General features: G+C 67.9%; 19 protein-coding genes. 13 read left to right on the forward strand and 6 right to left on the reverse strand.

Annotated features, from left to right (window positions below; translation table 11 throughout):
- Positions 1-94: 94 nt before the first annotated feature.
- Positions 95-2,008 carry an ABC transporter transmembrane domain-containing protein gene (locus H5V44_RS07745; RefSeq protein ID WP_185192529.1) on the forward strand — a complete coding sequence of 638 codons (1,914 nt, stop codon included), beginning with the start codon at positions 95-97 and terminating at the stop codon, positions 2,006-2,008.
- A 38-nt stretch (positions 2,009-2,046) separates the two neighbouring features.
- The gene (locus tag H5V44_RS07750; RefSeq protein ID WP_185192530.1) at positions 2,047-2,655 is read left to right on the forward strand and encodes a rhomboid family intramembrane serine protease; all 609 of its coding nucleotides are present in this window, start codon (positions 2,047-2,049) and stop codon (positions 2,653-2,655) included.
- Between the two features lie 883 nt (positions 2,656-3,538).
- Here H5V44_RS07750 and H5V44_RS07755 read toward each other — a convergent pair.
- A complete protein-coding gene (locus H5V44_RS07755) occupies positions 3,539-4,297 on the reverse strand; it encodes an IclR family transcriptional regulator (protein ID WP_185192531.1) in 759 nt (252 codons plus the stop codon).
- Positions 4,298-4,441: 144 nt separating this feature from the next.
- On the opposite strand from H5V44_RS07755, the gene H5V44_RS07760 reads away from it, so the two are divergent.
- Together H5V44_RS07760 and lpdA are read left to right on the forward strand one after the other, a co-directional pair.
- Entirely contained in the window at positions 4,442-6,058 is a 1,617-nt protein-coding gene (locus H5V44_RS07760; protein ID WP_185192532.1) for a 2-oxo acid dehydrogenase subunit E2, read from the forward strand.
- Between the two features lie 2 nt (positions 6,059-6,060).
- Positions 6,061-7,485 (forward strand): dihydrolipoyl dehydrogenase, encoded by a 1,425-nt coding sequence (gene lpdA / locus H5V44_RS07765; RefSeq protein WP_185192533.1) that lies wholly within the window; start codon positions 6,061-6,063, stop codon positions 7,483-7,485.
- Between the two features lie 271 nt (positions 7,486-7,756).
- Here the strand turns inward: lpdA and H5V44_RS07770 are convergent, their stop codons facing one another.
- The 4 genes from H5V44_RS07770 to H5V44_RS07785 all read right to left on the reverse strand — a co-directional run bounded on the left by H5V44_RS07770 (position 7,757) and on the right by H5V44_RS07785 (position 12,977).
- On the reverse strand, positions 7,757-8,722 hold the full coding sequence (locus tag H5V44_RS07770) for an alpha-ketoacid dehydrogenase subunit beta (protein ID WP_185192534.1): 966 nt from the start codon (positions 8,720-8,722) through the stop codon (positions 7,757-7,759).
- 3 nt (positions 8,723-8,725) lie between these two features.
- On the reverse strand, positions 8,726-9,883 hold the full coding sequence (locus H5V44_RS07775; protein ID WP_185192535.1) for a thiamine pyrophosphate-dependent dehydrogenase E1 component subunit alpha: 1,158 nt from the start codon (positions 9,881-9,883) through the stop codon (positions 8,726-8,728).
- Positions 9,884-9,958: 75 nt separating this feature from the next.
- On the reverse strand, positions 9,959-11,338 hold the full coding sequence (locus H5V44_RS07780; protein WP_185192536.1) for an FAD-binding oxidoreductase: 1,380 nt from the start codon (positions 11,336-11,338) through the stop codon (positions 9,959-9,961).
- Between the two features lie 64 nt (positions 11,339-11,402).
- Entirely contained in the window at positions 11,403-12,977 is a 1,575-nt protein-coding gene (locus H5V44_RS07785) for an AMP-binding protein (RefSeq protein WP_185192537.1), read from the reverse strand.
- Between the two features lie 29 nt (positions 12,978-13,006).
- Between H5V44_RS07785 and H5V44_RS07790 the strand changes: the two genes are divergently transcribed.
- The 5 genes from H5V44_RS07790 to H5V44_RS07810 all read left to right on the forward strand — a co-directional run bounded on the left by H5V44_RS07790 (position 13,007) and on the right by H5V44_RS07810 (position 19,357).
- Positions 13,007-14,332, forward strand: coding sequence for an ABC transporter substrate-binding protein (locus tag H5V44_RS07790; protein ID WP_185192538.1), 1,326 nt, complete (start codon positions 13,007-13,009; stop codon positions 14,330-14,332).
- Between the two features lie 3 nt (positions 14,333-14,335).
- Complete coding sequence (locus H5V44_RS07795; protein ID WP_185192539.1) at positions 14,336-16,270, forward strand: ABC transporter permease; 1,935 nt, start codon at positions 14,336-14,338, stop codon at positions 16,268-16,270.
- Positions 16,267-17,022 (forward strand): ABC transporter ATP-binding protein, encoded by a 756-nt coding sequence (locus H5V44_RS07800; RefSeq protein ID WP_185192540.1) that lies wholly within the window; start codon positions 16,267-16,269, stop codon positions 17,020-17,022. The genes H5V44_RS07795 and H5V44_RS07800 overlap by 4 nt, the downstream gene beginning before the upstream one ends.
- On the forward strand, positions 17,019-17,753 hold the full coding sequence (locus H5V44_RS07805; RefSeq protein WP_185192541.1) for an ATP-binding cassette domain-containing protein: 735 nt from the start codon (positions 17,019-17,021) through the stop codon (positions 17,751-17,753). Before H5V44_RS07800 ends, H5V44_RS07805 begins: the two co-directional genes overlap by 4 nt.
- 89 nt (positions 17,754-17,842) lie before the next feature.
- Entirely contained in the window at positions 17,843-19,357 is a 1,515-nt protein-coding gene (locus tag H5V44_RS07810) for a class I adenylate-forming enzyme family protein (RefSeq protein ID WP_185192542.1), read from the forward strand.
- A 37-nt stretch (positions 19,358-19,394) separates the two neighbouring features.
- On the opposite strand, the gene H5V44_RS07815 is transcribed toward H5V44_RS07810, so the two are convergent.
- Positions 19,395-20,165 (reverse strand): enoyl-CoA hydratase/isomerase family protein, encoded by a 771-nt coding sequence (locus H5V44_RS07815; protein ID WP_185192543.1) that lies wholly within the window; start codon positions 20,163-20,165, stop codon positions 19,395-19,397.
- Between the two features lie 99 nt (positions 20,166-20,264).
- Between H5V44_RS07815 and H5V44_RS07820 the strand changes: the two genes are divergently transcribed.
- From H5V44_RS07820 to H5V44_RS07835, 4 genes are all read left to right on the forward strand, one after another.
- On the forward strand, positions 20,265-20,774 hold the full coding sequence (locus tag H5V44_RS07820) for an LUD domain-containing protein (protein WP_185192544.1): 510 nt from the start codon (positions 20,265-20,267) through the stop codon (positions 20,772-20,774).
- Position 20,775: 1 nt separating this feature from the next.
- Positions 20,776-23,013: an LUD domain-containing protein gene (locus tag H5V44_RS07825; protein WP_185192545.1), complete on the forward strand. Its 2,238-nt coding sequence runs from the start codon at positions 20,776-20,778 to the stop codon at positions 23,011-23,013.
- A gap of 178 nt (positions 23,014-23,191) precedes the next feature.
- Positions 23,192-23,695 (forward strand): gamma carbonic anhydrase family protein, encoded by a 504-nt coding sequence (locus tag H5V44_RS07830; RefSeq protein WP_185192546.1) that lies wholly within the window; start codon positions 23,192-23,194, stop codon positions 23,693-23,695.
- A gap of 116 nt (positions 23,696-23,811) precedes the next feature.
- On the forward strand, positions 23,812-26,763 hold the full coding sequence (locus H5V44_RS07835) for a PAS domain S-box protein (RefSeq protein ID WP_185192547.1): 2,952 nt from the start codon (positions 23,812-23,814) through the stop codon (positions 26,761-26,763).
- The last annotated feature ends 11 nt before the right edge of the window (positions 26,764-26,774 follow it).

Genomic DNA, 26,774 nt, shown 5'->3' on the forward strand with positions numbered 1-26,774 from the left:
TCGTCGGGCCCGAACCAACGGGTATCCACGTGATGACACTCGGTTTCGATCGGGAGTGCGGGCCCGGCACCACCCGCGTCGGGGCGGTGGTCCGGTGAGCGACGAGGACGGCGGGTTCAGCGGGATTCGTGAGTCCGTCGACGGTCACCCGATGCGGCTGCTGCTGGGGTACGCCGGAGCGTACTGGCCGCGGATCACGCTCGGCGTGTTCGCGGCGATGCTGACGCGGTTCGCCCGGCTGGTACCGCCTGTCATCGTCGCGACGACCATCGACCGGGTCGTCCTCGACTCGGCCGACCCCGGGCTGCTGACGGAGGCCGGACTCCTCCCCGGCGGCGCGATCACTGGCGAGGCCGCCCGGCTGGCGTTCCTCCAGCGGCTGATCGCCATCGCGGCGCTCGCGTACCTGCTCCGGTCGGTCACCCGGTTCGGGTCGCGGTACCTGCTTCAGTCGTCGGCACAGAAGGTCCAGCGGGACCTCCGGAACGACACTTACGACCATCTTCAGCACCTCTCGATGGACTTCTTCGCAAACCACCAGACCGGGGGGATGATGTCGATCCTCAACAGCGACATCAACCGGCTGGAGCAGTTCCTCAACACCGAGTTCCGACAGCTCATCCGCGTGGTCGCTACCGTCGGCGGCATCGCGGCCGTGCTGTGGTACTACGCGCCGACGCTGGCGATCATCGCGTTGGCGCCGGTCCCGATCATCGGACTCGCGAGCGCGGCCTTCCTCCGGTGGATCGAGCCGCGGTACAAATCCCTCCGGGAGACGGTCGCGCGGCTCAACACCCGGCTGGAGAACAACCTCGGGGGCGTCGCCGTGGTGAAGGCGTTCAACCGCTACGCCTTCGAACGCGACCGGGTCGCCGAACGGAGCGAGGCGTACCACGACGAGAAGGTGGCGGCGTTGCGGATCCGCCGGGGCTTCTTCGCCACGCTCCGGTTGCTCACGGGGGTCGTGTTCGTGCTCATCCTGTACGTCGGCGGACGGGCTATCATCACGACGCCGCCCGGGGAGGCCGCGCTGATCTCCACGGGAGCGTTTGCGGCCTTCTTCCTCTACCTCCGGCGGCTCTACTCCCCGATGCGACGGATCGGCCGGTCGGCCAACAAGTACCAGCTCGCGAAATCCAGCGCCGAGCGGGTGTTCGGGCTGCTCGGCCGGAAGCCGACGGTCACCGAGCCCGACGACCCGTACGTCCCCGACCGGATCGACGGCGACGTCGCCTTCGAGGACGTGTGGTTCAGCTACGACCAGCGGGAATCGGTCCTGAAATCCGTGTCGCTCGACGTACCGGCCGGGGCGACGATCGGGCTGGCCGGCGCGACCGGCGCCGGCAAGTCGACGCTTGTGAAACTCGTGCCGCGGCTCCACGACGTTGACGAGGGCCGTGTCACCGTCGACGGCCGCGACGTCCGGGCGTACGACCTCCAGGCGCTGCGGGAGGAGATCGCGGTGGTCGAGCAGAACCCCTACCTCTTTTCGGGCACCGTCGCCGAGAACGTCGCGTACGGCGACAGCGACGTGCTGGCGGGCGAACGCGGCGACGGCGACCCCGGAGCCGCGCGGGAACGGGTCGTCGCCGCCGCGGAGGCCGCAGCCGCCGACGGGTTCGTCTCGGAGCTCCCGGACGGGTACGAGACACAGATCGGCGAGCGGGGGATCAAACTCTCCGGGGGCCAACGACAGCGGATTGCAATCGCCCGGGCGCTGCTCAACGACCCCGCGATCATCATCTTCGACGAGGCAACGAGCGACGTCGACACCGAGACCGAAGAGGAGATCAAAGCGAGCATCGACCGGCTGATCGAGGACCGGACCGCGTTCGTGATCGCCCACCGGCTGTCGACCATCCGGGACGCCGACCGGGTCGTCGTGCTCGACGACGGCGAGGTCGTCGAATCGGGGACTCACGACCGCCTGCTGTCCGAGTCCGGCGAGTACGCCGCCCTGTGGGACGCCCAGGTCGACGATGCCAGGGCGGTCGACGCGGACGATTGAGCCGGCGGAGTTTTGCCTGCGCCCCCGATAACACGGATATGCCCCGTTCCCGCCGGGCGACCGTCGATCTCCTCGTCGTCCTCGCGGCGGTTTTCGGCCTCCAGCAGGTCGCGGGAGCGGTCGGGTTCGGGATCGAGTGGTTCGCGCTGGCGACGCCGGTGCGACGCCCCTGGACGCTGGTCACGACCGTCTACGCCCACGCGTCGCTGGGTCATCTGCTCGCCAACGCCGTCGGATTCGTTCTGGTCGGGCTCGTCCTCGAGCGGTCGACCTCCCGGATCCGATTTCACGCGTTCGTCCTGGCCACGGGGATGGTCTCGGCCGGCGTGGAGTTCCTCGTCGGAGCGGCGCTCGGAACGCCGGTCGCGGTACTCGGTGCCAGCGGGGCCCTCCTCGCGGGGTTCGGCTACCTGCTCGCCGGCAACCGCCTGGCCGAGGGCGTCCTCGCGCGGATCGAGATCGGCCGACGCGGGTCAGTGGCGCTGTTGCTCGGTGTCGCGGCCGCGGTGACGCTTCTGACCGCCGGCCCCGGCGTCGCGGTGGTCGCCCACTTCGTCGGGTTCGCAATCGGGGCCGTCGCCGGCCGGGTCGGGGTACTTCAGGGTGGGAGCCGACCGGGGACGGTCGGCGGCGTGCCGCGACAGTAGCGCGCTGTAGCCGACGGTACGGGCAGACAGCAGCGTAGCGGAGACTGTCGGACTCCAAGGTAGTCGATCCGTCCGTACTGATCTCCCTTCCCGAGCGGTCCCGGGGCCGCCTTGGATACCCGTGCGCCCGTCGTCTCCCGCGAGCACGGTCGACTCATACTGTCGGCTATAACTACGTGAAGATTTTCCACACCCCCGGGGTGTCGAAATCCGTCACGCGACTACAGCCGACGGTATCAACTCCGGGCAGACCACGCGGCCTCCCGGGACGGGTTCGCACGAGGCTGGTCGTGGTCTCGCTGCAGTCGGTGTCGCAGGTACTGACCCCGACACGTGGATCGTCACATACTCGCGACGGGATGCGATCATATTAAATATACTAAAAGTACAATTTTCAAATAATTCGATTTAGCAGTCATCCCTTCAGGTACCTTCAGTACCCTTTCAACGTTACGATAACCGAAACTCGAAAACACTATTCCCACCAATTATCTTATCAAAATTACTACTTACCAATTCAAAAGAACTACTGCGCTCGGAGCGGGCTTTACGCCGGTTTACACACGACGACATCCGTGCTTCGACCACGGGGTAGTAAACTCGGCGTAGCCCAGTCCTGGCGGTCAGAATTAACAGACGTACATCTGTTAGCTTTCTCCTGTTGCCGTCGAAGTACGGCGGTGCAGGGCGCCTCCTGACCTCACGGTCGGCTCCACGGCTCGCCCGTGAGCAAGCCGCCGGCCCCGATAGCCACTCGTTCAATCTGAATGAACGACCGCCGCCGACTGGACCGGCTCGGAGCGGCCTGGACCCACTGACCGGACCGTTCGGATAACTCGCTCAGTCCGCACGGTTCGAACCGAACCGTGGCAAACGTCCGGTCTCAGGAGAAAACGAAGTTCAGTTGCACGACGTTTGCGGCCTCCCTGACCGCCTCCGTCAGTTCGGCCTCCCGTTCCGCATCGCTGAACCGCTCCGACGGGCCCGAGACGCTCAGGGCGCCCAGCGGGTCGCCGTCGACGACGATCGGCGCGGCGATACACCGGAGCCCCTCGACGGTCTCCTCCTCGTCGAGGGAGATCCCGTCTTCGCGGATCTCCGCGAGCGTCCGGTCGAGTTCCTCGCGGGTCGTGACGGTGTTTTCGGTGAACTCCGGCAGCCCGTGTTCGGCGACGATTTCGTCGACGCGGCTGGGCGGGAGGTGGGCGAGAATGGCCTTACCGGTGCCTGTCGCGTGCATATGGTACCTGTCGCCCGGGCCCATATGGATGTCCATCGACCCCTTCGCGTCGGTCGTGTAAACGCAGGTTCCCATCCCGTCCTCCTCGATGACGAGGTTCGTCCGCTCGTCGGTGTCGGCGGCCAGGCTCTGAACCTCGTCTTTCCCCCGGCGGTAGAGTTCGATCCCGTACTGGACGTTCGATCCGAGTTCGAGGAACCGACAGCTCAGCCGGTATTCGCCGTTCTCTTTCACCGCGTATCCGGCTTCGTCCAGCGTGTGCAGGTGGGTATACGCCGTGCTCTTCGAGAGCCCGAGTTCGCGGGCGACCGCCGAGGCCCCCGCGGACCCCAGTTCGTCGAGCGCCGCGACTATCTCCAACGATCGCTCGACTGCGCCGATCGGTTTCGTACCGCGTCCCATACCCACGTGTGGATGGACTCGGGGCATATAGCTTTCGACGATGATGAACGGCGGTCGCTATCGGTCCCCGGTGTCGTCACGCCGCTCTCTTCACGCCGACCACCGAAGGACGTATAGTGGTCGCGGCGGAGATGGGAAGCGAAGATGGCACTCAAAGAGTTCGCGCTGCCCGACGTCGGCGAGGGCGTCGCCGAGGGGGAGCTCGTGACCTGGCTCGTCGAGGCGGGCGAGCGCGTCGAGGAGGACCAGCCCATCGCCGAGGTGGAGACCGACAAGGCGATGGTCGAGATCCCCTCGGCCTACGACGGCGTCGTCTCCGAACTGCGCGCCGAGGAGGGGGAGATGGTGCCGGTGGGCGAGGTCTTCGTCGTCTTCGAGACCGACGAGGACGACGCCGCGGGCGACGATACAGCAACGGCGGGGGCGGCGGATGAGGGCTCCGCCGGCGCCGTGGGTGGCGATCCGACCGACGACGCGGCGGTCCCCGACGGTCGCGTGTTCGCCCCGCCGCGGGTCCGCCGGCTCGCGCGGGCGGAGGGCGTCGACCTCGGGAACGTCGCGGGCAGCGGTCCGGGCGGGCGGATCACCGAGGCTGACGTGGAGGCCGCTGCGGGCGCCGGGTCCGGGGCGGCTGCCGATGACGGCTCCAGGGAGAGTCCTGGCGACGGAACGGTCACCGCCGGGGCGAGCACCAACGGCACAAGCGAGTCGATCCAGTCCGGCGCCGCCGGCCGCTCCCGTGCCGACCGCGACCGGACGCTCGCGATGCCCGCGACCCGGCAGCTCGCACGGGAGGAGGGCGTCGACCTCGACGCGGTGCCTGCAAGCGAGGAGCGCGACGGCGAGGCGTTCGTGACGCCCGCGGACGTCCGATCCTACGCCGACGCGGGGAGAGAGGCGACACCGGAGGGAGCGACGCTGCCGACAGCCTCGGCACCCGAGTCGTCGGCGTCGGCGGGGACGGAATCCACAGTCGACGGGGAGACGGCACCCGAGACCGACGCGGAGGCGACACCCGGAACCGACGTGGAGGCGACCACGGCCGCGGAGGAGTCCGGCCCTCGACCCGGCGATCGGGTTCCGTACACCGGCATCCGCCGGACCATCGGCGATCGGATGGCCGAATCGAAGTACACCGCGCCGCACGTCAGCCACCACGACGAGGTCGACGTGACCGATCTGGTCGAGACCCGAACCCGGCTCAAGGAAGTCGCCGACGACTCCGGCGTCACCCTCACGTACCTCCCGTTCGTCATCAAAGCGGTCATCGCGGGGCTGAGGGCGGAGCCGTATATGAACTCCCAACTCGACGAGGAGGCCGAGGAGATCGTCCTCCACGACGAGTACCACATCGGGATCGCGGTCGCAACCGACGCCGGGTTGATGGTCCCGGTCGTCGAGAACGCCGATCGGAAGGGGCTGCTCGAGATCGCCCGGGAGGTCCAGGACCTCGCGAAGCGCGCCCGCGATCGCACGATCTCGGTCGACGAACTCCGGGGCAGCACGTTCACGATCACGAACCTGGGCGCGGTCGGTGGCGAGCACGCCTCGCCGATCATCAACTACCCCGAGGCGGGGATTCTGGCGCTCGGCGAGATCAAGGAGAAGCCAGCCGTTCACGAGGGCGAGGTCGTGCCGCGGGAGATCCTCACCATCTCGGCGTCGGTCGACCACCGGATCGTCGACGGCGCGATCGCGGCGCGGTTCACGAACAAAGTAAAACAGTACCTTCACGACCCCGACCTGCTTCTGTTGGAGTAACGATGGTAATGGGAGACGTTGCGACCGGGACCGACGTACTGGTGATCGGCGGCGGACCGGGCGGCTACGTGGCCGCCATCCGCGCCGCACAGCACGACCTCGACGTCACGCTCGTCGAGAGGGACGCCTACGGCGGCACCTGCCTGAACCACGGCTGCATCCCATCGAAGGCGTTCATCACCGCCGCCGACCTCGCACACGAGGCCGGCAACGCGGAGGCGATGGGGATCCACGCCGACCCCGCGGTCGATATGGCCGGGCTGGCCGCCTGGAAGGACGACGTCGTCGACCAGCTGACAAGCGGCGTCGAGAAGCTGTGTAAGGCCAACGGCGTCCACCTGCTGGAGGGAACCGCGGCGTTCAAAGACGACCACACTGCCCGCATCGCCCACGGCGGCGAGGGCCAGGGGATGGAATCCGTCGAGTTCGAAGAGTGCATCGTCGCCACCGGCTCGCGGCCGCTGGAGATCCCCGGGTTCTCCTTCGCCGACGAGCCCGTGTGGGCCTCGAAGGACGCGCTCGCGGCCGAGGCGGTCCCCGACGAACTGGTGGTCGTCGGCGCGGGCTACATCGGAATGGAGCTGTCGACGACGTTCGCGAAGGTCGGTGCCGACGTGACCGTCGTCGAGATGCTCGACTCCGCGCTCCCGGCGTACGACGAGGACGTCACGCGGGTCGTCCGCTCCCGTGCGGCGGATCTGGGCGTCGACTTCCAGTTTGGCGAGGGCGCAAGCGAGTGGCACGAGACCGGAGACGGAATCGAGGTCGTGACCGAGACCGACGAGGGCGAAACCGCCAGTTACGACGCCGACAAGGTGCTCGTCGCGGTCGGCCGCGAGCCCGTCACCGACACGCTCGAACTCGATACGATCGGGCTCGAACCCGACGAAAACGGCTTTCTCGCGACCGACGACCGGGCCCGGACCGAGGTCGACCACATCTACGCCGTCGGCGACGTCGCCGGCGAGCCGATGCTCGCGCACAAGGCCAGCGCCGAGGGCGTCGTCGCCGCCGAAACGACCGCGGGCGAACCCGCCGCGCTCGACCACCAGGCCATCCCCGCCGCAGTCTTCACCGACCCCGAGATCGGGACCGTCGGGATGACCGAATCCGAGGCCGCCGACGCCGGCTACGACCCCGTGGTCGGGGAGATGCCGATGCGCGCCAGCGGCCGGGCGCTCACGATGAACGAATCGGAGGGCTTCGTCCGCCTCGTCGGCGACGGGGAGACCGGGTTCCTGCTCGGCGCACAGATCGTGGCCCCGGAGGCCTCCGAACTGATCGCGGAGCTCGGGCTGGCGATCGAACTGGGTGCGACGATCGAGGACGTCGCCAGCACCATCCACACCCACCCGACGCTGTCGGAGGCGACGATGGAGGCCGCCGAGAACGCGATGGAGCAGGCGATCCACACGCTGAACCGGTAATCAGCCGTTTTTCCGTCGGGTTTAGTCCAACATTGAATTGTACGACCGGAGACGTGAATATCCGGGAAGCCCCCGCGTTCTCGCTGACTGCGACTCGCTGCGCGCCTCGTCGCTCGCTACGCTCGCTCCTGCGGTGCTTGCGTCGTCTCGATCAGCGAGAACGCGGCCCCTTCCAGTCCCGCCCGCTACCGATCTGTTGACGGTATTCGCCGAACCAAACTCGTTCGTTCGTCGTCGAAGTCGACGAAATAGATCGAGCCCGCTGCAGCGGTCAGTACTCGATAACGTCCTCTATGGCCGCGGCGATCCGCGGCGGGTGCGGGATGTAGTAGTCCTCCATCGACAGCAGCGGCACCGGCACGTCGAAGCCGGTGACCCGCTCGATCGGCGCCTCCAGATACATCAGCGCCTCGTCGTTGATCGTCGCGACGAGTTCCCCGGCGAACCCGCCGGTCTTCGGCGCCTCGTGGACGATCACGCACCGGCCGGTCTTCTTTACGGACTCGAGCACCGTCTCCCTGTCGAGCGGCGAGATCGACCGGAGGTCGATCACCTCACAATCGACGTCCAGTTGATCGACCGCCTCCCGCGTCTGGTGCATCATCGCACCCCAGGAGATCACGGTCACGTCCTCGCCCTCCTCGCGGACGGCGGCCTCGCCGAGCGGTTCGGTGTAGCTCCCTTCGGGTACTTCCTCGCGGAACGAGCGGTAGACGTGCTTCGGCTCGAAAAAGAGGACGGGGTCGGGGTCGCGGATGGCCGAGACGAGCAGCCCCTTCGCGTCGTGGGGGGTGCTCGGGATCACGAGCTTCAGCCCCGGGATGTGCGCGTAGGCGGCCTCCAGGCTCTCGGAGTGGTGCTCGAGCGCCCGGACGCCCGCGCCGTACGGCGTCCGGACCACCATCGGCGCGGTGAGCTCCCCGCGGGTCCGCCACCGGATCCGGCTGGCGTTGGTCACCAACTGGTCGAACGCGGGCGGCAGAAAGCCCGAAAACTGGATCTCCGCGACCGGACGGTAGCCGAAGGTTGCCAGCCCGATCGCCCCGCCGACGATCGCAATCTCCGACAGCGGCGTGTCGAGAACCCGCTTCTCGCCGTACGTTTCAAGCAGATCCTCCGTGACGCGGAAGACGCCGCCGGACTCGGCAACGTCCTGGCCGAACACGATGGTCCGGTCGTCGTTGTCCATCTCCTCGTGCAGTGCGTCGTTGAGCGCCTCGACGATGGTTGCCTGCATGGATTACCCCTTCGGCCGCTGTTCGATGTAGTCGTCCATCTCCGGGTGGTCCTCCAGGAACGCCGCGTACTCCTCGTACTGCCGGCGGACCTCCGGCGGCATCTCCTCGTGGATGTACGCGAACATCTCCTCGACGTTGCGCTCCTCGAAGGCGTCGGCGGCGTCGACCGCCGCGGAGAACTCGGCTTCGACCTCCTCGCGGATGGCTTCCTCGTCGATCCCCTCCCAGAACCCGGCGTCCCGGAGGAACGTCTCGTAGCGCTCAAGCGGGTCGCGCCGCTCCCAGTCTTCGACCTCCTCGTCGCTCCGGTACCGCGTCGGGTCGTCGCTCGTGGTGTGGGCCGCCCGGCGGTAGGTGACCGCCTCGACCAGCACGGGGTCCCCCGCCAGCGCACGCCGCCGTGCCTCCGCGACGGCGTTGTAGACGGCCAAGACGTCGTTGCCGTCGACGCGGATGCCGTCCATCCCGTAGGCGAGCGCCTTCTGGGCGACAGTGTCGGCGGCGGTCTGTTTCTCGAAGGGCAGCGAGATGGCGTACTGGTTGTTGTGACAGAAGAACACCGCCGGGACGTCGAGGACGCCCGCGAAGTTCATCCCCTCGTGGAACGCGCCCGTCGAGGTGGCGCCGTCGCCGAGGCTCGCGAACGCGATCGAATCCCGGCCGTCGAGCTTCATCGCCCACCCCGCGCCGGTCACGACGGGGATGTGCGACCCGATGGAGATCGCGAAGCCGTAGACGTTCGCGCCCTTCATCCGGGAGGCGTCCTCGACCCCCCGCCAGTACAGCAGGATGTCACGCAACGACAGGCCGTGCATCAACAGCGTGCCGGCCGCGCGGCCGTACGGGAACACCCAATCCTGATCCTGCAGTGCGAACCCGCTGCCGACGATCGCGCCCTCCTGACCCTTCCCGGAGACGAACGTACCGAGCCGGCCGCGGCGCTGGAGTTTGGTCCCGCGTTCGTCGTAGGTCCGTTGCAGGAGCATCCACCGGTAGAGGTCCTGGAACTGCTCTTCGGTGAGGTCCGGCAGTCGCTCGGTGTCGTAGGACCCGTCGGCGTCGATCACCTGGTACGTGTCGACCGTCAGATCCGCCTGCGAGATCGACCCCACCTCGGGGTCGATCGAACCCGGCGGTTCCGGTCTGGGGGCCTCGTTCATACGTCGTTCGTTCGTCGCCGAAGCCGAACATAAATCTTGGTACTCCGCGTGCCCCGTCCCCGCGATTCCTGGCGCCTACTCGAAGATCTTCCCGGGGTTCAGGATCCCGTTGGGGTCGAGAGCCTCCTTCACGTCCCGCATCGTCGACAGCACCGCGGGGTCGTACTCGCGGGTGAGGTACCCGCGCTTTCCGACGCCGACGCCGTGTTCCCCCGTGCAGGTGCCGCCGCGGTCGATCGCCCCCCGAACGATCGTCTCGGCGGCCTCGTGGGCGCGGTCGACCTCCTCGGGGTCGTCGCGGTTCACCAGGATGGCGTAGTGGGCGTTGCCGTCGCCCGCGTGGCCGAACGCGGGGATCGGGATCCCGTATTCGTCTCCGACCTCGCCGATGAACCGGATCATCTCCGGGTAGGAGCCGATCGGGACGGTCACGTCCCCGACGACGTCGAGCACGCGGTCGGGGTCGTACTCCGGCAGCGCCCGGCCGATCTCCCGGCGGGCGCGCCACAGGTCGGTCATCTCCTCGTCGTCCTCGCTGGTTTCGATCCGTCGGGCGCCGTGACGCTCGAATATCCCCGAGAGCACCTCGGCCTCGCGGTCGACGCCGCGGCCGTGGAGCTCGAAGAACACCATCGGGACCGGGGGCAACCCCGCGTCGGTGTAGCTGTTCGCGATCTCGGCGGTCAGCGGGTCGATGAGTTCGATCGTCGCCACGTCGACGCCAGCCCTGACGGCCTCGGTGATCGCGGCCGCCGCGTCGTCGAGGTCGTCGAAGGTCGCGCGGCCGCCGAGCGTCCGTGCGGGCGCGACTGCCAGGTCCATCGTCGCCCGCGTCACGACCCCGAGGGTGCCCTCGCTGCCGACGATCAGGTCAAGCAAGTTGTAGCCCGCGGAGGTCTTCCGGGCTTTCGTCCCGACCTCGATCACCGTTCCGTCGGCTTTCACGACTTCGAGTTCGAGCACCCACTCGCGGACCTCGCCGTACTTCACCGCGCGGATCCCGCTTGCGTCGTTGGCGATCATCCCCCCGACCGTCGAGAACGCCGCCGACTGTGGGAACGCCGGGAAGAACAGCCCCTCGTCGGCGACGTGGGCGTCCATCTCCTCGCCGACGACGCCCGGCTGGACGTCGACCTGCATATCGTCCGGCCGGAACCCGAGGATCGAATCCAGCCGCTCCATCGACAGGGTGATGCCGCCCGCCACGGGCACCGCGTTGCCCTCGGTGCTCGATCCGGCGGCGTACGGCGTCACGGGCACGTCACGCTCGTTGGCTGCAGCCAGGGTGACCGACACGTCCTCCGTCGATTCGGGGTACACCACCGCGTCCGGCGGGCTGGCGTCGGCTTCGACGACGCCGTAGTCGGTCCCGAACTCGGCTCTGTCCTCCGTCGCGAAACTCACCTGCTCCGCCGAGAGCGGGAGATCACGCAGGAACGAGCAGTCGCGTGACATAGGCAGCCTTCCGCGACCCGCAATAAAATTCTGTCGTCGGGGGGCGGCTGCCTCCCCCGAGCGGTCAGTCCCCGTCGCGAACCCGTTCGGACAGCGTCGACCGGTCGATCTTGCCGACCGGCGTCTTCGGCAGCGACCCCGCAAAGCGGACCTCCCGCGGGTGTTTGAACGCGGCGTCGCGCTCGATGAACCACTCCGTGAGTTCCGCCTTCGAGAGGTCCTCGCCGTCCTCCAGCACCACGTTCGCCACCGGGATCTCCCCCCTGCGTTCGTCGGGGCGGCCGACGACGACGGCCTGCGCGACCGCCGGGTGCGCTGCAAGCGTCTCCTCGACGTCGGTGGGGTAGACGTTCTCGCCGCCGACGATCAGCAGATTGTCCAGCCGGCCCGTGATGTAGAGGTACCCCTCGTCGTCGACCCGGCCGAGGTCGTCGGTGTGGAGCCACCCGCTCTCGAAAGTCTCGGCCTCGGCGTCGGGCCGGTCGTGGTAGCCCGGGGTCACCTTGTCGCCGCGGACGAGGATCTCCCCGGCCGCGCCGCGCTCGACCGGATCGCCGGTCTCGGGGTCGACGATCCGGACCCGCGCGACCCCCTCGATGACCTCCCCGGTGGAGTCGAGCGGACAGTCGGTGTCGCCGAACTCGGTGACGGCGATCACCGCCATCGTCTCCGTCGGCCCGTACGCCTGCATCGGTTGGGCACCCAACTCCCGGAACGTCGCGGCCAACTCCTCGGTCACCGTGTCGGAGCCGACGATGAAGTATTCCGGACTGGAGAGGTCGTAGTCGTCGAGGTCGTGGTGGACGAGTTCGTATCCCATCTGCGGGACGACGGTGATCCCGTCGACGGCGTGGCGCTCGATCGTCGCCGGGGCCTCGCCGGGATCCCACCCGCGGCCGATCACGACGGTTCCGCCGCAGAGCAGGCGACACGGCGTCACGTCGATGCCGCCGGAGTGATACAGCGGGTAGTAGTGGAGGCTCCGGTCGGTTCCGTCGAGCCCCTGGCCCAACTGGGCCGCGAGGTTGCCGTGGGTGATCCGGACCCACCTGGGGCGGCCGGTGGTCCCGCCGGTGTGGAGAAATAGCGCGTCGTCGCCGTCCAGACGGGGCTCGACCTCGGTCGTGGCCTCCCCGGGGACGTAACTGTCGAACTCGTCGGCGTCGCTGGCCGAGCGCACGAGTTCGTGACCGGCGTCCGCGAACGCCTCCCGCCGGTCGGCGGAGTCGCCGTCGAGAACGACCGTACCCGCGCCGGCCGTACCGAGCAGCGCCGCCGCGGTCGCGTCGTCGAGCCGGGTGTTCACGGGTGTGGGGACCGCACCGCGCTGCCACCCGGCGAACAGGGTACAGAGCGTCCGGATCGAATTGCCCATCACGAGGCCAAACCGGTCGCCCGGTTCGATCCCCAGCCGTCCGAGGGCGGCGTCGTCCCGATCCACGCGGTCGTAGAACTCCTCGTAGGTCAGCTCCCCATCGACGCTTGCGACGGCCGTCCGGTCTATGGCGGCGTCGGCGACGTATCGGAGCCGGTGTAGGACGTTCGCTCCGTGAATGCGACAGTACCGCAGGTTAACTTTCCTCTCGAGGCGATGGGAGCGGCCCCATCCCGGGAATCTATCATTATTATACCCAAACACATATATACGTGGGTATGATCACCTCACGCATGCCTCGCAATACCGGTAGCGACAGGGGCGGTAGTCGACGAACGTTCCTTCGAACGGTCGGTGCGGCCGGCGCGGTCGCACTCGCCGGTTGTGCCGGCGGCGGAGGCGGCTCCGACGGCGATGGCGGTGGCTCCGACTCCGGCGGCAGCGGCTCCACGGAGACGGAGTCCGGCGGCACGGCCACCGACGCGGGGTCCAGCGACGCTGGGATCACCCTCGGCGCGCTCTACCCGCTGACGGGCCCCTACGGCGGGCTGGCACAGTTGATGCGGCAGGGCAACAACCTCGCGGTCGAACAGATCAACGGGAACGGCGGCATCAACGGGACCGAAGTCGAGATCGTCGGAGAGGACACCCAGGCCGACCCCCAGACCGGGAACCAGAAGGCCCGGAAGCTGATCGAGGACGACGGCGCCGACGTCCTGTTCGGCGCCATCTCCTCGGCGGTCGGGGCGGCGGTCGCCGACTACGCCGCCGAGGTCAACGTCCCCTACTATCCGGTGGTCGCCGCCGACCAGATCACCGGCGAGAACTGCCGACGGACCACGTTCCGCTACACCACCCGCGCGACCCAGATGGCGACCTCGGGGGCGCCGTGGGCCGTCGACCGGTTCGGCACGAACTTCTGGATCCACAACGCCGACTACCTGTGGGGGAACTCGGTCGCGAACGCCTGGGAACGGGAAGCCAGAAACGCCGCCGACGGCATCAACGTCGTCGGAAGCACGACCAGCCAACTCGGCGCCAGCGACTTCTCGTCGTACATCAGCGAGATCGCCGCTTCCGACGCCGAGTGGGTCCTGACCGGACTCAACGGCGGCGACGCGGTGAACTTCCTGAAGCAGGCCCAAAGCTACGGGTTGAAGAACAACACCACCATCGTCAGCCCCGTCAACTCCTTCCAGTTCATCCGGCGGGCCGCCGGCGAGGCCGCGATCGGGACCTTCGCGTCCATCAGATACTTCGAAGGCTTCGACAGCGAGGTCAACCAGCAGTTCGTCTCCGATTTCACCGAGATGCACGGCTCGGCGCCCGACGCGTTCGCCCACGACGGGTGGACCAACGTCCAGATGTACGCCCTCGCCGCCGAACAGGCCGGCGGCACCGGGACCGACGCCGTTATCGACGCCCAGCCGGACATCGAGTTCGAGGCGCCGATGGGGACCACCCGCTACCGGGAGTGTGACCACCAGGCGATCCACCCGGTCTCGATCGGCGAGATCGTCGAACCCGCCGACTACGAGTGGCCGAGTATGGACGTGCTCCAGACGGTTTCCTCGGAGGATGCGATCCAGCCCTGCAGCGACGTCGGCTGTGAGTTCTAAGGAATGAACCTCACTCTCCTCGCTTTACAACTGCTCAACGGGATCGCCCTGGGCGTCCTCTATCTGCTCATCGCCTCGGGGCTGTCTGTCATCTTCGGGATGACGGACATCATCAACTTCGGCCACGGGGCGCTGTATATGCTCGGCGCGTACGTCGGCCTGTCAGTGTTCAACTTCGCGGGCAGTTTCTGGGTCGCGCTGATCGTGGCGCCGCTGATCGTCGGCGTCGTCGGCGGACTCCTCGAACGGACGACGCTGCACCGCATCTACGACCGGGATCCGCTGTACCACATCATCCTCACGTTCGGCCTGGCGCTGATGATCGCCGACGCCGTGGAGTTGATCTGGGGGAAGGGGCCCCAGCAGTTCTCGGCGCCGGAGATCCTCTCGGGAGCGATGGAGTTGGGACCGATCTTCTACCCGCGGTACAAGCTGTTCCTGATCGTCGCGGGCGCGGCGGTCGCGCTCGGCATCTGGCTCCTGTTCGAGAAGACGGACTTCGGGCTGATCGTCCGTGGCGGCGCACAGAGCCCCGACACGGTCCGGATTATGGGGGTCAACGTCTCCAATTACTTCACGCTCGTGTTCGTCCTCGCGTCGATCCTGGCGGGGGTCGCGGGCGTGCTCGCGGGGCCGTTCCTCAACGTCTCCCCGACGATGGGCGATTCGATCCTGATCGTCGCGTTCATCACCGTCGTCGTCGGCGGACTGGGGAGCTTTCGGGGGTCGGTCGTTGCGGCGCTCCTCATCGGACTGCTCCAGTCGCTCGGGACCGTGTTTCTGCCACAGCTCACGGGCTTTACCATCTACATCCTGATGATCGGCGTCCTGCTGCTCCGGCCGCAGGGGCTGCTCGGGGAGTACGAGGTCCGCAGCGAGTCCACGAAGGTGACGTTCAGCGAGATCATCGACCCGGTTCCCGTGACCGACCGGCGCGTGCTCGGCCTGATCGCCGTGCTCGCGGTGGTCCCGCTGGGGATCGGCACGTTCTATTCCTCCTTTTTCGTGGGCCTGCTCTCCCTGATGTTCATCTGGGCGATCCTGGCGCTCAGCCTGGATATGGTGATGGGGTATATGGGGCTGCTCTCGTTCGGCCACGCCGCCTTCTTCGGTATCGGCGCCTACGTCACGGGGCTGACCGTGCTGAACGTCTACAACTCCTTCCTGCTTGCGGCGGCGGTCTCGATCGTGCTCAGCGCCATCGTCGCCTACATCATCGGCGTGATGTCGATCCGGCTCTCCGGGGTGTTCTTCGCGATGATCACGCTGGCGTTCGCTCAGATGTTCTACCAGCTGGCGCTGACCTGGGACGTCGTGACCGGCGGCAGCGACGGGCTCTCGATCCCGTCGATGGAGCTTTTCGGACTCGGGCTCGTCAACCTCGGCAACACGGTGATCTTCTACTACGTCTCGTTGCTCGTCGCGGTCGGCGTCTACGCCGGCGCAGTGCGGTTCCTCGACTCGCCGTTCGGCCGGATCGTCACCGCGATCCGCGAAAGCGAGCGGCGGGTCTCCTTTCTCGGATACGATACGAACACGTTCAAGCGCCGCGCGTTCGCCATCTCGGGCGCGATCGGCGGGCTCGCGGGGGCGCTGCTCGCGGCCTACCAGACGTTCGTCAGCCCCTCGACCCTGTTCTGGGTCGTCTCCGGCGACGTCGTCATCGCGATGATGTTCGGCGGGATGGGCACCCTGTTCGGGCCGATGATCGGGGGTGCGGCGTTCGTTGCGCTCAGCGAGATCCTCTCGTCGTACACCGACCAGTGGCGGTTCGTGCTCGGACTGCTGCTCGTGCTGACGATCATGGCCGCGCCGCGCGGGCTGGTCACGGTGTATCAGTCGCTGATCGAGCGGCTCCGCGACCGGGCGGGATCCGGCGGCGGCCCCACGGCCGCCCCGGAGCAGACGCCCGCCCGCGACGGGGGTGAGCCCGAATGAGCGCCATCCTCGAGACCGACGGGCTGACGAAGCGGTTCGCCAGCCTCGTCGCGAACGACGACATCGACCTCGCGGTCGAGGACGGGTCGACGCACTCTGTCATCGGGCCGAACGGCGCCGGCAAGTCAACGCTTTTCAACGTCATCACCGGAATGTTGGAGCCGACGGAGGGCACGGTGACGTTCAACGGCGACGACATCACCGGCCTGCCGCCGCACAAGGTGGCCCGTCACGGGCTCGCGCGGTCGTTCCAGATCACGGACGTCTTCGACGGGCTGACCGCCCTCGAGAACGTCCGGATCGCGGCACAGTACGGGGAGGCCGGCGCCGGGTCGATGTGGCGGTCGGCCGACCGCCTCGCGGCGCCCGAGGAACGGGCGGACGGGATCTTAGAGGACATCGGGCTGGCCGACCGGGCCGAACAGCGGGCGAGCGAGTTCGCCTACGGTGACCGCAGGAAACTGGAGATCGGGATCACGATGGCGACCGACCCCGACCTCCTGATGCTCGACGAGCCGACCGCCGGGATGGGTCGGGAAGACACCGTCTCGACCATCCAGCTCGTCCAGCGACTTTCCGAGGAACGCGGGTTCACACTCATGTTGATCGAACACGACCTCGAGATCGTGATGAGCATCTCCGATACGATCACCGTCCTCCAGGGCGGCGCGGTCATCTCCGAGGGGTCGCCCGAGGAGGTCAGCGCCGACGAGGAGGTTCAGCGGGCCTATCTGGGAGGTGCGGAGCTGTGAGCGACCGCCTGCTCGACGTCGACGGCATCGACGCCGCCTACGGCCAAAGCCGGATCCTCAGGGACCTCTCGTTGTCGGTCGACCGCGGCGAGGTCGTCTCCCTGGTCGGGCGCAACGGGGCCGGCAAGACCACGACCCTGCGGGCGATCCTCGGCATCCTCACGCCCACCGCGGGCACGATCACCTTCGACGGCGAGGACATCACCGGGTACCCCGACTACGAGACCGTGAACCGGGGGATCCGGTACGTGCCCGAGGAACGGCAGGCGTTCCCGGACCTCACCGTCGACGAGAACCTCCGGATGGGTCAGCTCAAAAGCGGCGGCGAGGGGACGCTCAGCCTCGATGAGGTGTTCGAGCTGTTCCCCCGGCTGGCCGACCGGCGCTCCTACAACGGGTCGCATCTCAGCGGCGGCGAACAGCAGATGCTGGTCATCGCACGGGCGCTCCTCGGCCGGACGAAACTTCTCCTGTTGGACGAACCCACCGAGGGGCTGGCGCCGCAGATCGTCGAGGACGTCATCGAGGTGGTCGAGACGATCAGCGAGGAGGGCGTCACGATCCTGCTCGTCGAGCAGAACGTCAGGGCCGCGATGGCGGTCGCCGACCGCCACTACGTCATCAACAAGGGACAGAACGTCTTCGACGGGACGACCCCGGAGCTCCGGGAGGCGGAGGACGTGATGGAGAGGCACCTCGGCGTCGGCGCCGGGATGAACCTCTCGGTGTAGGGGGGAGTCGCCGAGGGCGTTCACGGCGTCCGCCCGGACCGCCGGCGAAGCATTAAGGTGGGATGCGGTTGACCGTTCGCTTGGTAATTATGAACATCGTTAACAGGCTCCGCTTCGTTGCCGACGCGTACGCTGACACGCCCGCGGTCGTCACTGTCGAGGAGGAGGTCACCTACGGCGACCTCTACGACCGGGTGGACCGGTACGCGGCGGCGCTGGGCGACCTGGGGATCGGCGTCGACGACCGGTTCGCGCTGCTGATGGGCAACTCCACGCGGATGCTCTCGCTCATCCTGGCGGGGTGGCAGGTCGGTGCGACCGCCGCGCCCGTAAACGTTCGGCTCGGCGACGACACGATCGAGTTCCTCGTCGACGACGCCGAGGCAGGGACCGTCGTGGTCGACGAATCCAGGGGGGACCTGCAATCGGTCGCCCGGGGGATCGACGGGGTCGACGCGCTCACCTCCGGGCCGGACGGCGACGTCGAATCCCACCTGCCCGAATCGGCGGATCCGGGCGTGACCCCGCGGCTCGACGACGAGCTCGCGCTCCTGCTCCATACCGCCGGAACCACCGGCCGGCCGAAGTGGGTCAAACACACGAACCACACCCTCTCGGGGAGCGTCGGCGTCGCGGTCGGCCGGAAGATCGGCCCCGAGGACCGCAACCTGCATTACTTCCCGTTTTACCACTCCGGCGGGATCGATATGACGCTCAGTCGCCTCTCCTGCGGCGGGACGGTGGTCGTCGGCAGCGGGTGGGACCCCGGCGAGGCGCTGGAACTCGTCGAACGGGAGTCGGTGATGGGAATGGATCTGGTACCGCAGATGGGCTACGAGTTCGTCCATCACGACGACGTCGACGAGTACGACCTGAGTAGCCTGGAGTACATCTTCGTCGGCGCCGACACCGTCTCCGAGGAGCTGGCTGCGGAGTTCCGCGACCTCGGCGCCCAGCCGGTCCAGGCGTACGGGCTCACCGAGACGATGGCGGTGATCGCCATCACCGAGTTCGGCGACGCCGACGCGCCGCTGGACTCAACCGGGAAAGTGATCGGCGACCTCGCGGACGCGAAGATCGTCGATCCCGATTCCGGCGCGGAACTGCCGGTCGGCGAGATCGGCGAGATTATGCTCACCGGCGACAAGCTCACGCCCGGCTACCACAACCGTCCGGAGCGCGAGGCGGAGGTCTTCGAAGAGGGGTGGATCCACACCGAGGACCTGGGGATGTTCGACGACGAGGGCTACCTCCACATCACGGGCCGGCTGGACAATATGCTGATCGTCGGCGGCGAGAACGTCTACCCCACCGACGTCGAGGAGACGCTGAAGCAACACCCCGCAGTCTCACAGGCGGTGGTGGTCTCGATCCCCGACGAGCGGAAATCGGAGGTGCCGGTCGCAAACGTCGTGCTCGAAGACGGCGAGGAGCTCTCCGAGGAGGAACTGAAGGAGTGGTTCATCGAGACCGACGCCGCGTTCAAACACCCGCGACACGTCCGGTTCGTGGAACAACTGCCGACGACGCCGATCGGGAAGATCGACCGGGTGAGCATCACCGAAGCAGTCGAGTCGGAGGTCGGCAGCGGCGTCGGGGAGTGATCCGATTCGGAACGGCAGAACACCGCGGGGACCCGTCTCAGACCCACTCGGGCTCGCGGTCCTCGCGGAGGGCCGCCATCGCCTCCTCGAAGTCCTCGGAGCTCATCGACTCCCGCTGGAGCTTCATATAGAGGTCCATGAACTCCTCGTAGTTGTGGTCGAAGGCCGCGTTGGTGGCGTGTTTCGTGTTCCGCCCGCCCAGGGAGTTGCCGGCCATATAGTCCTCGATGATCTCGTCGAGCTCCTCGTGGCGGGTCTCCTCGTCGACGAGGTGGTCGACGAGCCCGATCCGGCGGGCCTCCTCGCCGTCGATGTGGTTTCCGAGCGTGTTCATCTTCATCGCACGGCCCAGCCCGATGTACCGGGGGAGCCGCCAGGTGCCGAGCCCGGGGAGGATGCTCTCCTCGATCGCGGTCAGGCCGAGTTCGGCGTCCGGCGTACACACCCGGATGTCGCTCGCCAGAGCGATCTGCAGCCCGCCGCCGATGGCGTAGCCGTGGATCAGCGAGATCACAAGCGCGTCCATCGTCTCGAAGCGTCGGAGCCCGTTCTCCCACGGCGGCATCATCTCGATGTCGATGTTGTCCTTCGGGAGTTCCTTGAGGTCGATCCCGGCAGAGAACGCCCGTCCGGCGCCCTCGATGACGACGAGTCGGACGTCCTTGTCGCCGTCCAGCAGTTGCGAGACCGCATCGAGGTCGCGCGCCATCTCGTGGCTGTTCGCGTTGAGGCGTTCCGGCCGGTTGAGCGTCACCGTAGCGATCCTCCCGTCCTTCTCGACTTTGACAGTGTCTAGTTCGGCTTCCATAGCTGGCTCTCCAGGAAGATTCACATAACCATTGTTAAATCTTCGGGTGGATCTATTACCCGGCGAAACGGCTAAGACCGATCGTTCGCACCAAAAGGTATGTCATCGGATTCCGTCGCCACCTTCGAACGGCGCGCCGCCGACCGGCGGGCGACCGTCGAGCGCACCACCGTCCCGGAGTTCGACCGGGCCCTCGCCGACTGTCTCGCCGAGCCGGCGGTGGGCGTCCCGCTGCCGTTCGACGGGGTTTCGCTCGCGAACCATCCCGTGGAAATCGACCCCTCACCGGCCACACTCGAGGCGGCCGCGACGGGCGTCACGCCGGTCGGCCCGGCGGTCGCGGAGTACGGCAGCGTCGTCGTCCCCTCGGACGAACGCGGGGCGGAGGCGATCAGCCTCTACCCCGAGACCCACGTCGCCGTCCTCGCCGCCAGCGACGTCCACGCGTCGCTCTCGACGGCCCTCGCGGAGGTAGGCGAAGAGATCGCCGCGGGGCTTTCGAGCGCCGTGTTCGCCACCGGACCGAGCGCGACCGCGGACATGGGGGCACCGGTCTACGGCGTCCACGGCCCGGCCGAACTGCGGATCCTCCTCCTGGAGGACCGGTGAGATGAGCGAGGAGCGACCCCGCTCCCGCGCCGGAACCGCGGCCCGACTCCGGGAGCTTCTGGACACCGAGGGCGCGGCGGTCGAGGAGAACGTCTCGACGTTCAACGCGGGTCGATACCGGCGGTACGCCGAGATGGACGCCACCGAGGAGTACCGCGAGGAAGCCCGTCGGATCAAGGAGGAGGCGATAGAGCGGCTGCCGGAACTCGTCGAGGCGCTGACCGAACAGGTGGAGGAAAACGGGGGAACCGTGTACCTGGCCGACGACGCCGCCGACGCCCGCGAGTACGTCCGCAAAGTCGCCGCCGACCGCGACGCGGAGTCGGTGGTCAAGAGCAAGACGATGACCAGCGAGGAGGTCCACCTCAACGCCGGCCTGGAAGCCGACGGGATCGACGTCACCGAGACCGACCTCGCGGAGTTCGTCCTCCAACTCGCCGAGGAGGAGCCGAGCCACATCGTCGCCCCCGCGATCCACAAGTCCCGCTCGGAGATCGCGGCCCTCTTTTCGCGGACCTTCGACCTCGACGAGCCGCTCGAAACCCCCGAGGAGCTGACCCGGTTCGCCCGCGAGCGACTGCTCGAACGGGTCACGGAGGCCGACATCGGGATCACCGGCGCGAACTTCCTGACCGCCGACACCGGGACGCTGGCGCTCGTCACGAACGAGGGCAACGCCCGAAAGTGTGCGGTAACGCCCGACACCCACGTCGCGATCGCCGGCGTCGAGAAGATCGTCCCCTCGATGGCCGACCTCGCGCCGTTTTTGGAGCTCATCGGCCCCGCGGGGGCGGGCCAGGACATCACCGCCTACGTGTCGCTTCTCACGCCGCCGGTCGAGACGCCCGCGATCGACTTCGAGGCGCCCGGGACGGCCGGGTTCGGCGACCCCGACGACCGGGAGTTCCACCTGGTGTTGCTGGACAACGGCCGAACGGCGATGCGCGAGGACGACGACCTCCGGGAGACGCTGTACTGCGTCCGGTGTGGGGCCTGTGCGAACTCGTGTGCGAACTTCCAGCAGGTCGGCGGCCACGCGTTCGGCGGCGAGACGTACTCCGGGGGGATCGCCACCGGGTGGGAGGCGGGGATCGGCGGCCCCGAGGCCGCCGCCGAGTTCAACGACCTCTGTACGGGCTGTTCCCGATGCGTCGACGCCTGCCCGGTGAAGATCGACATCCCGTGGATCAACACGGTCGTCCGCGACCGGCTCAATCGGGGCGAAGAGCCGGGGCGCTTCGACTTCCTCGTAGAGGGACTCACCCCGGACGCGGAGCCGGCAGGGCTGGACCTCGGAAAGCGGCTGTTCGGAAACTTCGGGACGCTGGCGAAGTGGGGGAGTCGGACGGCACCGGTCGCGAACGCGCTCGCTGCGTCGTCGGTGGCCCGCGCGGCCTTGGAACGGGTGGCCGGCGTCGACCGCCGGCGCGACCTCCCGCGGTTCGACCCGGAGCCGCTGACGGAGTGGTTCCGCTCCAGACCGGACGCGGGCCCGGCCGACCCGACCCGTGAGGCGGTACTCTATCCCGACGTGTACACCAACTACGTCGCAACCGGGCGGGGGAAAGCCGCGGTCCGGACCCTGGAAGCGCTCGGTGTCGACGTCACGGTCCCGAACGTCGGCGCGAGCGGCCGCGCCCCCCTCTCACAGGGGATGGTCGCGACCGCGACGGACCGCGCGGAGACGGTCGCCGACGCGCTCTCCCCCGAGATCGAGGCCGGGCGGGACGTGGTCGTCGTGGAGCCGAGCGACCTTGCGCTGTTCCGCCGGGAGTACGGAAAGCTGCTCGACGACGACCGCGCGGAGATGATCTCCGAACACAGCTACGAACTCTTCGAGTACGTGTTCGGACTGCTCGAAAAGGGCGCCGACCCCGACGCCCTCGGGTCGCCGGCCGACGGCGACGCGGAGGTCGCCTACCACAGCCACTGCCAGCAGCGCACCCTCGACCTCGAAGCGGGGACGGTCTCGGTCCTCGAAACCTGCGGGTACGACGTCGAAACGTCCGACGTCGAATGCTGTGGGATGGCTGGTAGTTTCGGATACAAGTCGGATTACTACGAGTTGAGTATGGCCGTCGGCGAGAGGCTCGAATCGCAGTTCACCGAGCCGGAGACCGAGGGCCGTCGGGTCGTCGCAAGCGGGGTCTCGTGCGTCGAACAGCTCGATTCGCTGCTCGAACGACCCGCATCACACCCGGTCCACCTCGTCGATCCCGGCGGCGGAACCGACCCATAAGCGCCAGCGGTGGTTTCGACGGTTCCCTAATATAATATTTCGTATAGTAACGTAAAGAATATACTTTATCGTCGAAGCGGACCCAAACCGGGTTGCTCACGACCAGGTGGCGTCCCTCCTGGCGGCGTTCGTCGTGGCTCCCGGGAGGCTTATTCCGTCGGTCCCCGAGAGGGTCCGTATGGAACGAGAGGTTATGGGGGCGTCGCCGTCGGTGGCGGATTCGGCGTTCGTCTCGGAGATGGCCTACCTCGTCGGCGACGTCGACGTGGGGGCGGACGCGAGCCTCTGGCCGTTCGTCTGTCTGCGCGGGGACATCCGCGACACCGTCGTCGGGGAGGCGACGAACGTCCAGGAGTTCTCGATGCTCCACGGCTCTCACATCGGCGACCGCGTCACCGTCGGCCACAACGTCGTCATCGACCACGCCGTCGTCGGCGACGACGCGTTGATCGGGATGTCGAGTACGATCCAGTTCGACGCCACGGTGGAGTCGAACTCGCTCGTGGCCGCCGGTTCCCTCGTCACCGAGGACACCGTGGTCCCGGAAGGACACCTCGCATACGGCGTTCCCGCCGAAACCAGGGAACTCACCCCCGAGCAGGCGGCCGTGATCGAGGACACGGTCGAACATTACCGGGAGAACCGGCGCCGATACAAGAAGGCCGGGGGGCTGGAGCAGTAGCCGTCGGACCTGCCCCATCCGGCACCTGTCACCGAGTACACCGCCCGAACCTCCCGTTATCAATAGTCGAAACGGAAACCAACATTAAAAAACGGGTATCCGTTACACAGACACATATGTCACGGGGCCATCAGTCCCCAGGGGTACGCGTCACACCGTACTACGATCGTGGGTACGAGGCCCGAACGGACGACCTCGAACGGACTCTGGAGCGACTCTCCACCGAGGCCGACATCGTCTTCGACGACCTCGCGCCGCTCGATCGGTTCGGTTCCGACGGCCCCGCGGCCGGCGGGACGCTCGTCTTCGCGACGCACGCCGACTCGGTTCCCGAACGTATCGACCCCCCGACAGTCTGGGTGACGCCGGATCCCGACGCGGCGGGCGAGGCCGTCGCCGCCGGCGCCCGGGACGCGATCACCTGGGAGCCGGGGTCGGACCTCGGCCTCCTCGAAACCAAACTCCCCCGAGCGCTACACCCGCCGGCGGTGCCCGACGGCTCGTATGCGGACCCCGACCGCGGGCCGCGCGCCGAACCGGCGCTCCGGACGGTCGAACGGGTCGACGACGGGATCCTCGAAGTCGACGGCGACAACCGGATCGCGTATCTCAACGAGGCCGCCGCGTCACTACTGGACGCGGACCGGAGGACGCTCCGGGGACGCTCCGTCTGGAACGTCCTCTCCGAGCGGGCGCTCAGCGACGTCCGGGACGCCGTCCGGCAGGCGCGGACGTCCGGAACCACGACCACTACCGAGGTCGTCGCCGGCGACGGCCGACGGCTCGACGTGACGCTGTACCCCGAGGAAGAGCGGCTCTCGGTCGCGGTCCGCGACACGGATGAACGCCGCGCCGAGACCGACCGCACGATGTACGAACACCTGGTGAAGACGGTCGGCGACGCGGTCTACATCCTCGACGAGGCGGGCCGGTTCACCTTCGTCAACGACGCGCTCTGTGAGATGACCGGGTACGACAGGGAGGAACTCCTCGGATCGTCGGTCCATCTCACCAAGGACGACCGAACCGTCGCGGCGGCGGAGGACGCACTCAGGGAACTCCTCCGGGAGAACGGCGACGCCGGGCCGGCAGAGATGTCGATCGCGAAGCTGGACGTGGAACTCGTCCGGAAGGACGGCAGCCGCATCCCCTGTACCGACCGGATGACGCTGCGCCCGCTCGAAAACGGCTCGTTCACCGGGACGGTCGGGACCCTCCGGGACGTGAGCCGGCAGCGCCGGCGGGAGCAGATCTTCAGCAACCTGCTCGAAGCGACCCAGGATATGGTCGCCGCCGAAACCACCGCGGACGTCGCCGGCCGGGTCGTCGACGTGGCGACGGATACGATCGACGCCGACGGAGCGGCCGTCCGGGAGTACGACCCCGCGGCCGACGCCCTGGTGCCGCTATCGGTCTCCGAGTCCGCCCGCGAACGGCTGGGGGACCGCCCGGTCTACGACGCCGACGAGGGGCCGGTCGGGACCGCGTTCACCGAGGGCCGAACGGTCGAGGTCGACGACCCGGACCACCTGGATGCCGGGGGCGTCGGCTCGGCGACGTACCTTCCGATCGGCGACACCAGAGTACTCAGCGTGAGCCACGAGGGGACCGAGTCGGTCTCCGACGACGAACGGCAGTTCCTCGAACTCCTGACTGCCACTGCGGAGTCGGTCTTCGACCGCGTCGAGCGCGACCAGGAGCGCCGCCGCTACGAGGCGGTCGTCGAGACCGCGGACGACATGCTGTTCACGCTCGACGCCGAGGGCACGTTCACACTCGTCACGGAGTCCCTCGCCAACCTGCTGGAAACGCGCCGATCGGAACTGGTAGGAACCCCGATCGAGGACGTCGTGATAGACGACGGCGTTGCGGAACTGATCGCGTCCCCGCCCGCCGGCTCCCACGTCACGGAAACCGAACTCCGGTCGCGGGACGACATCGAGATCCCGACGCGCATCTCCGTTTCGCCGATCTCGGATGCGGCCGTCGACGGCGTCGTCGGGACCGTCCAAGACATCCGGGAGCTACGGCTGGCCGAACAGGAGGCCTCCCGGCAGCGGCGCCGGTTCACCGAGCTTTTCGGGTCGCTGACCGACCCGCTGGTGGAGTTGTCCTTCGAACCGCCCGGCCCGACGGTCGTCACGGCCAACGACCAGTTCGTCGGGTTGGCGGACGCAAGCGGGAGCGAACTACAGGACGAACCGGTGGCGGCGGTGGCGGATCTCCTCCCGGAGCCGATCGCCGACGCCCTCGAAGCCACCGCGGCGCGACGGGAACAGATCGAGCGGGAGATCCGCGTCCGGACCGATGCCGGCGTCCGGTTCTACCTCGTCCGGAGCGTGCCCTACCGGAGCGGCGACGGCGAACGCGCGTTCGTCGTCCTGACCGACATCACCGAGGTCAAACAGCAGGGTACGCACCTCCGCGTCCTCCACCGCCTGTTGCGGCACAACCTCCGGAACCAGACGAACGTGATCCACGGTCGTGCGGAGCTCATCGCCGCCGAGACGGCCGACGACCGGATCGCCGCCCACGCCGACCGGATCGAGGACGCCAGCCGCGCGCTGCTCGACACCAGCGAGACCGCACAGTCGATTCAACGGATCCTCCGTGCCGACCAGGTCGACTCCGATCCGCTGCCCGTCGGCGACCTCCCGGACCGGCTCGAATACCTGGCAGCGTCGGTCGCGCCCGACACGGACGTCCGAGTGGATATCGATACCGACGAGCCGGTCCCGTACGACGAGCCGATCGAGCGTGCGCTCACCGAGCTACTGGACAACGCGGTCGAGTACGGAACGCCGGAGGACGGCGACACGGTCGTCGTCACCGTCACCGATCGGGACGACGGCGGTATCCGGATCGCGGTCGCGGACGACGGTCCCGGCATCCCCGACGCGGAGTGGTCGGTGGTCGCAGGCGACCGCGAGATCACGCAACTCCAGCACGCCTCCGGCCTCGGCCTGTGGCTCGCCAAGTGGGTGGCAGACAGATACGGCGGCGACCTCGAACTCGTCTCCGGCGGGGCTGACGGGACCACGGTCGCCATCGACCTCCCGGACGGCTGACCGGTCGCGCC

The organism is Halobellus ruber, assembly GCF_014212355.1.
Lineage (GTDB): Archaea > Halobacteriota > Halobacteria > Halobacteriales > Haloferacaceae > Haloquadratum > Haloquadratum rubrum.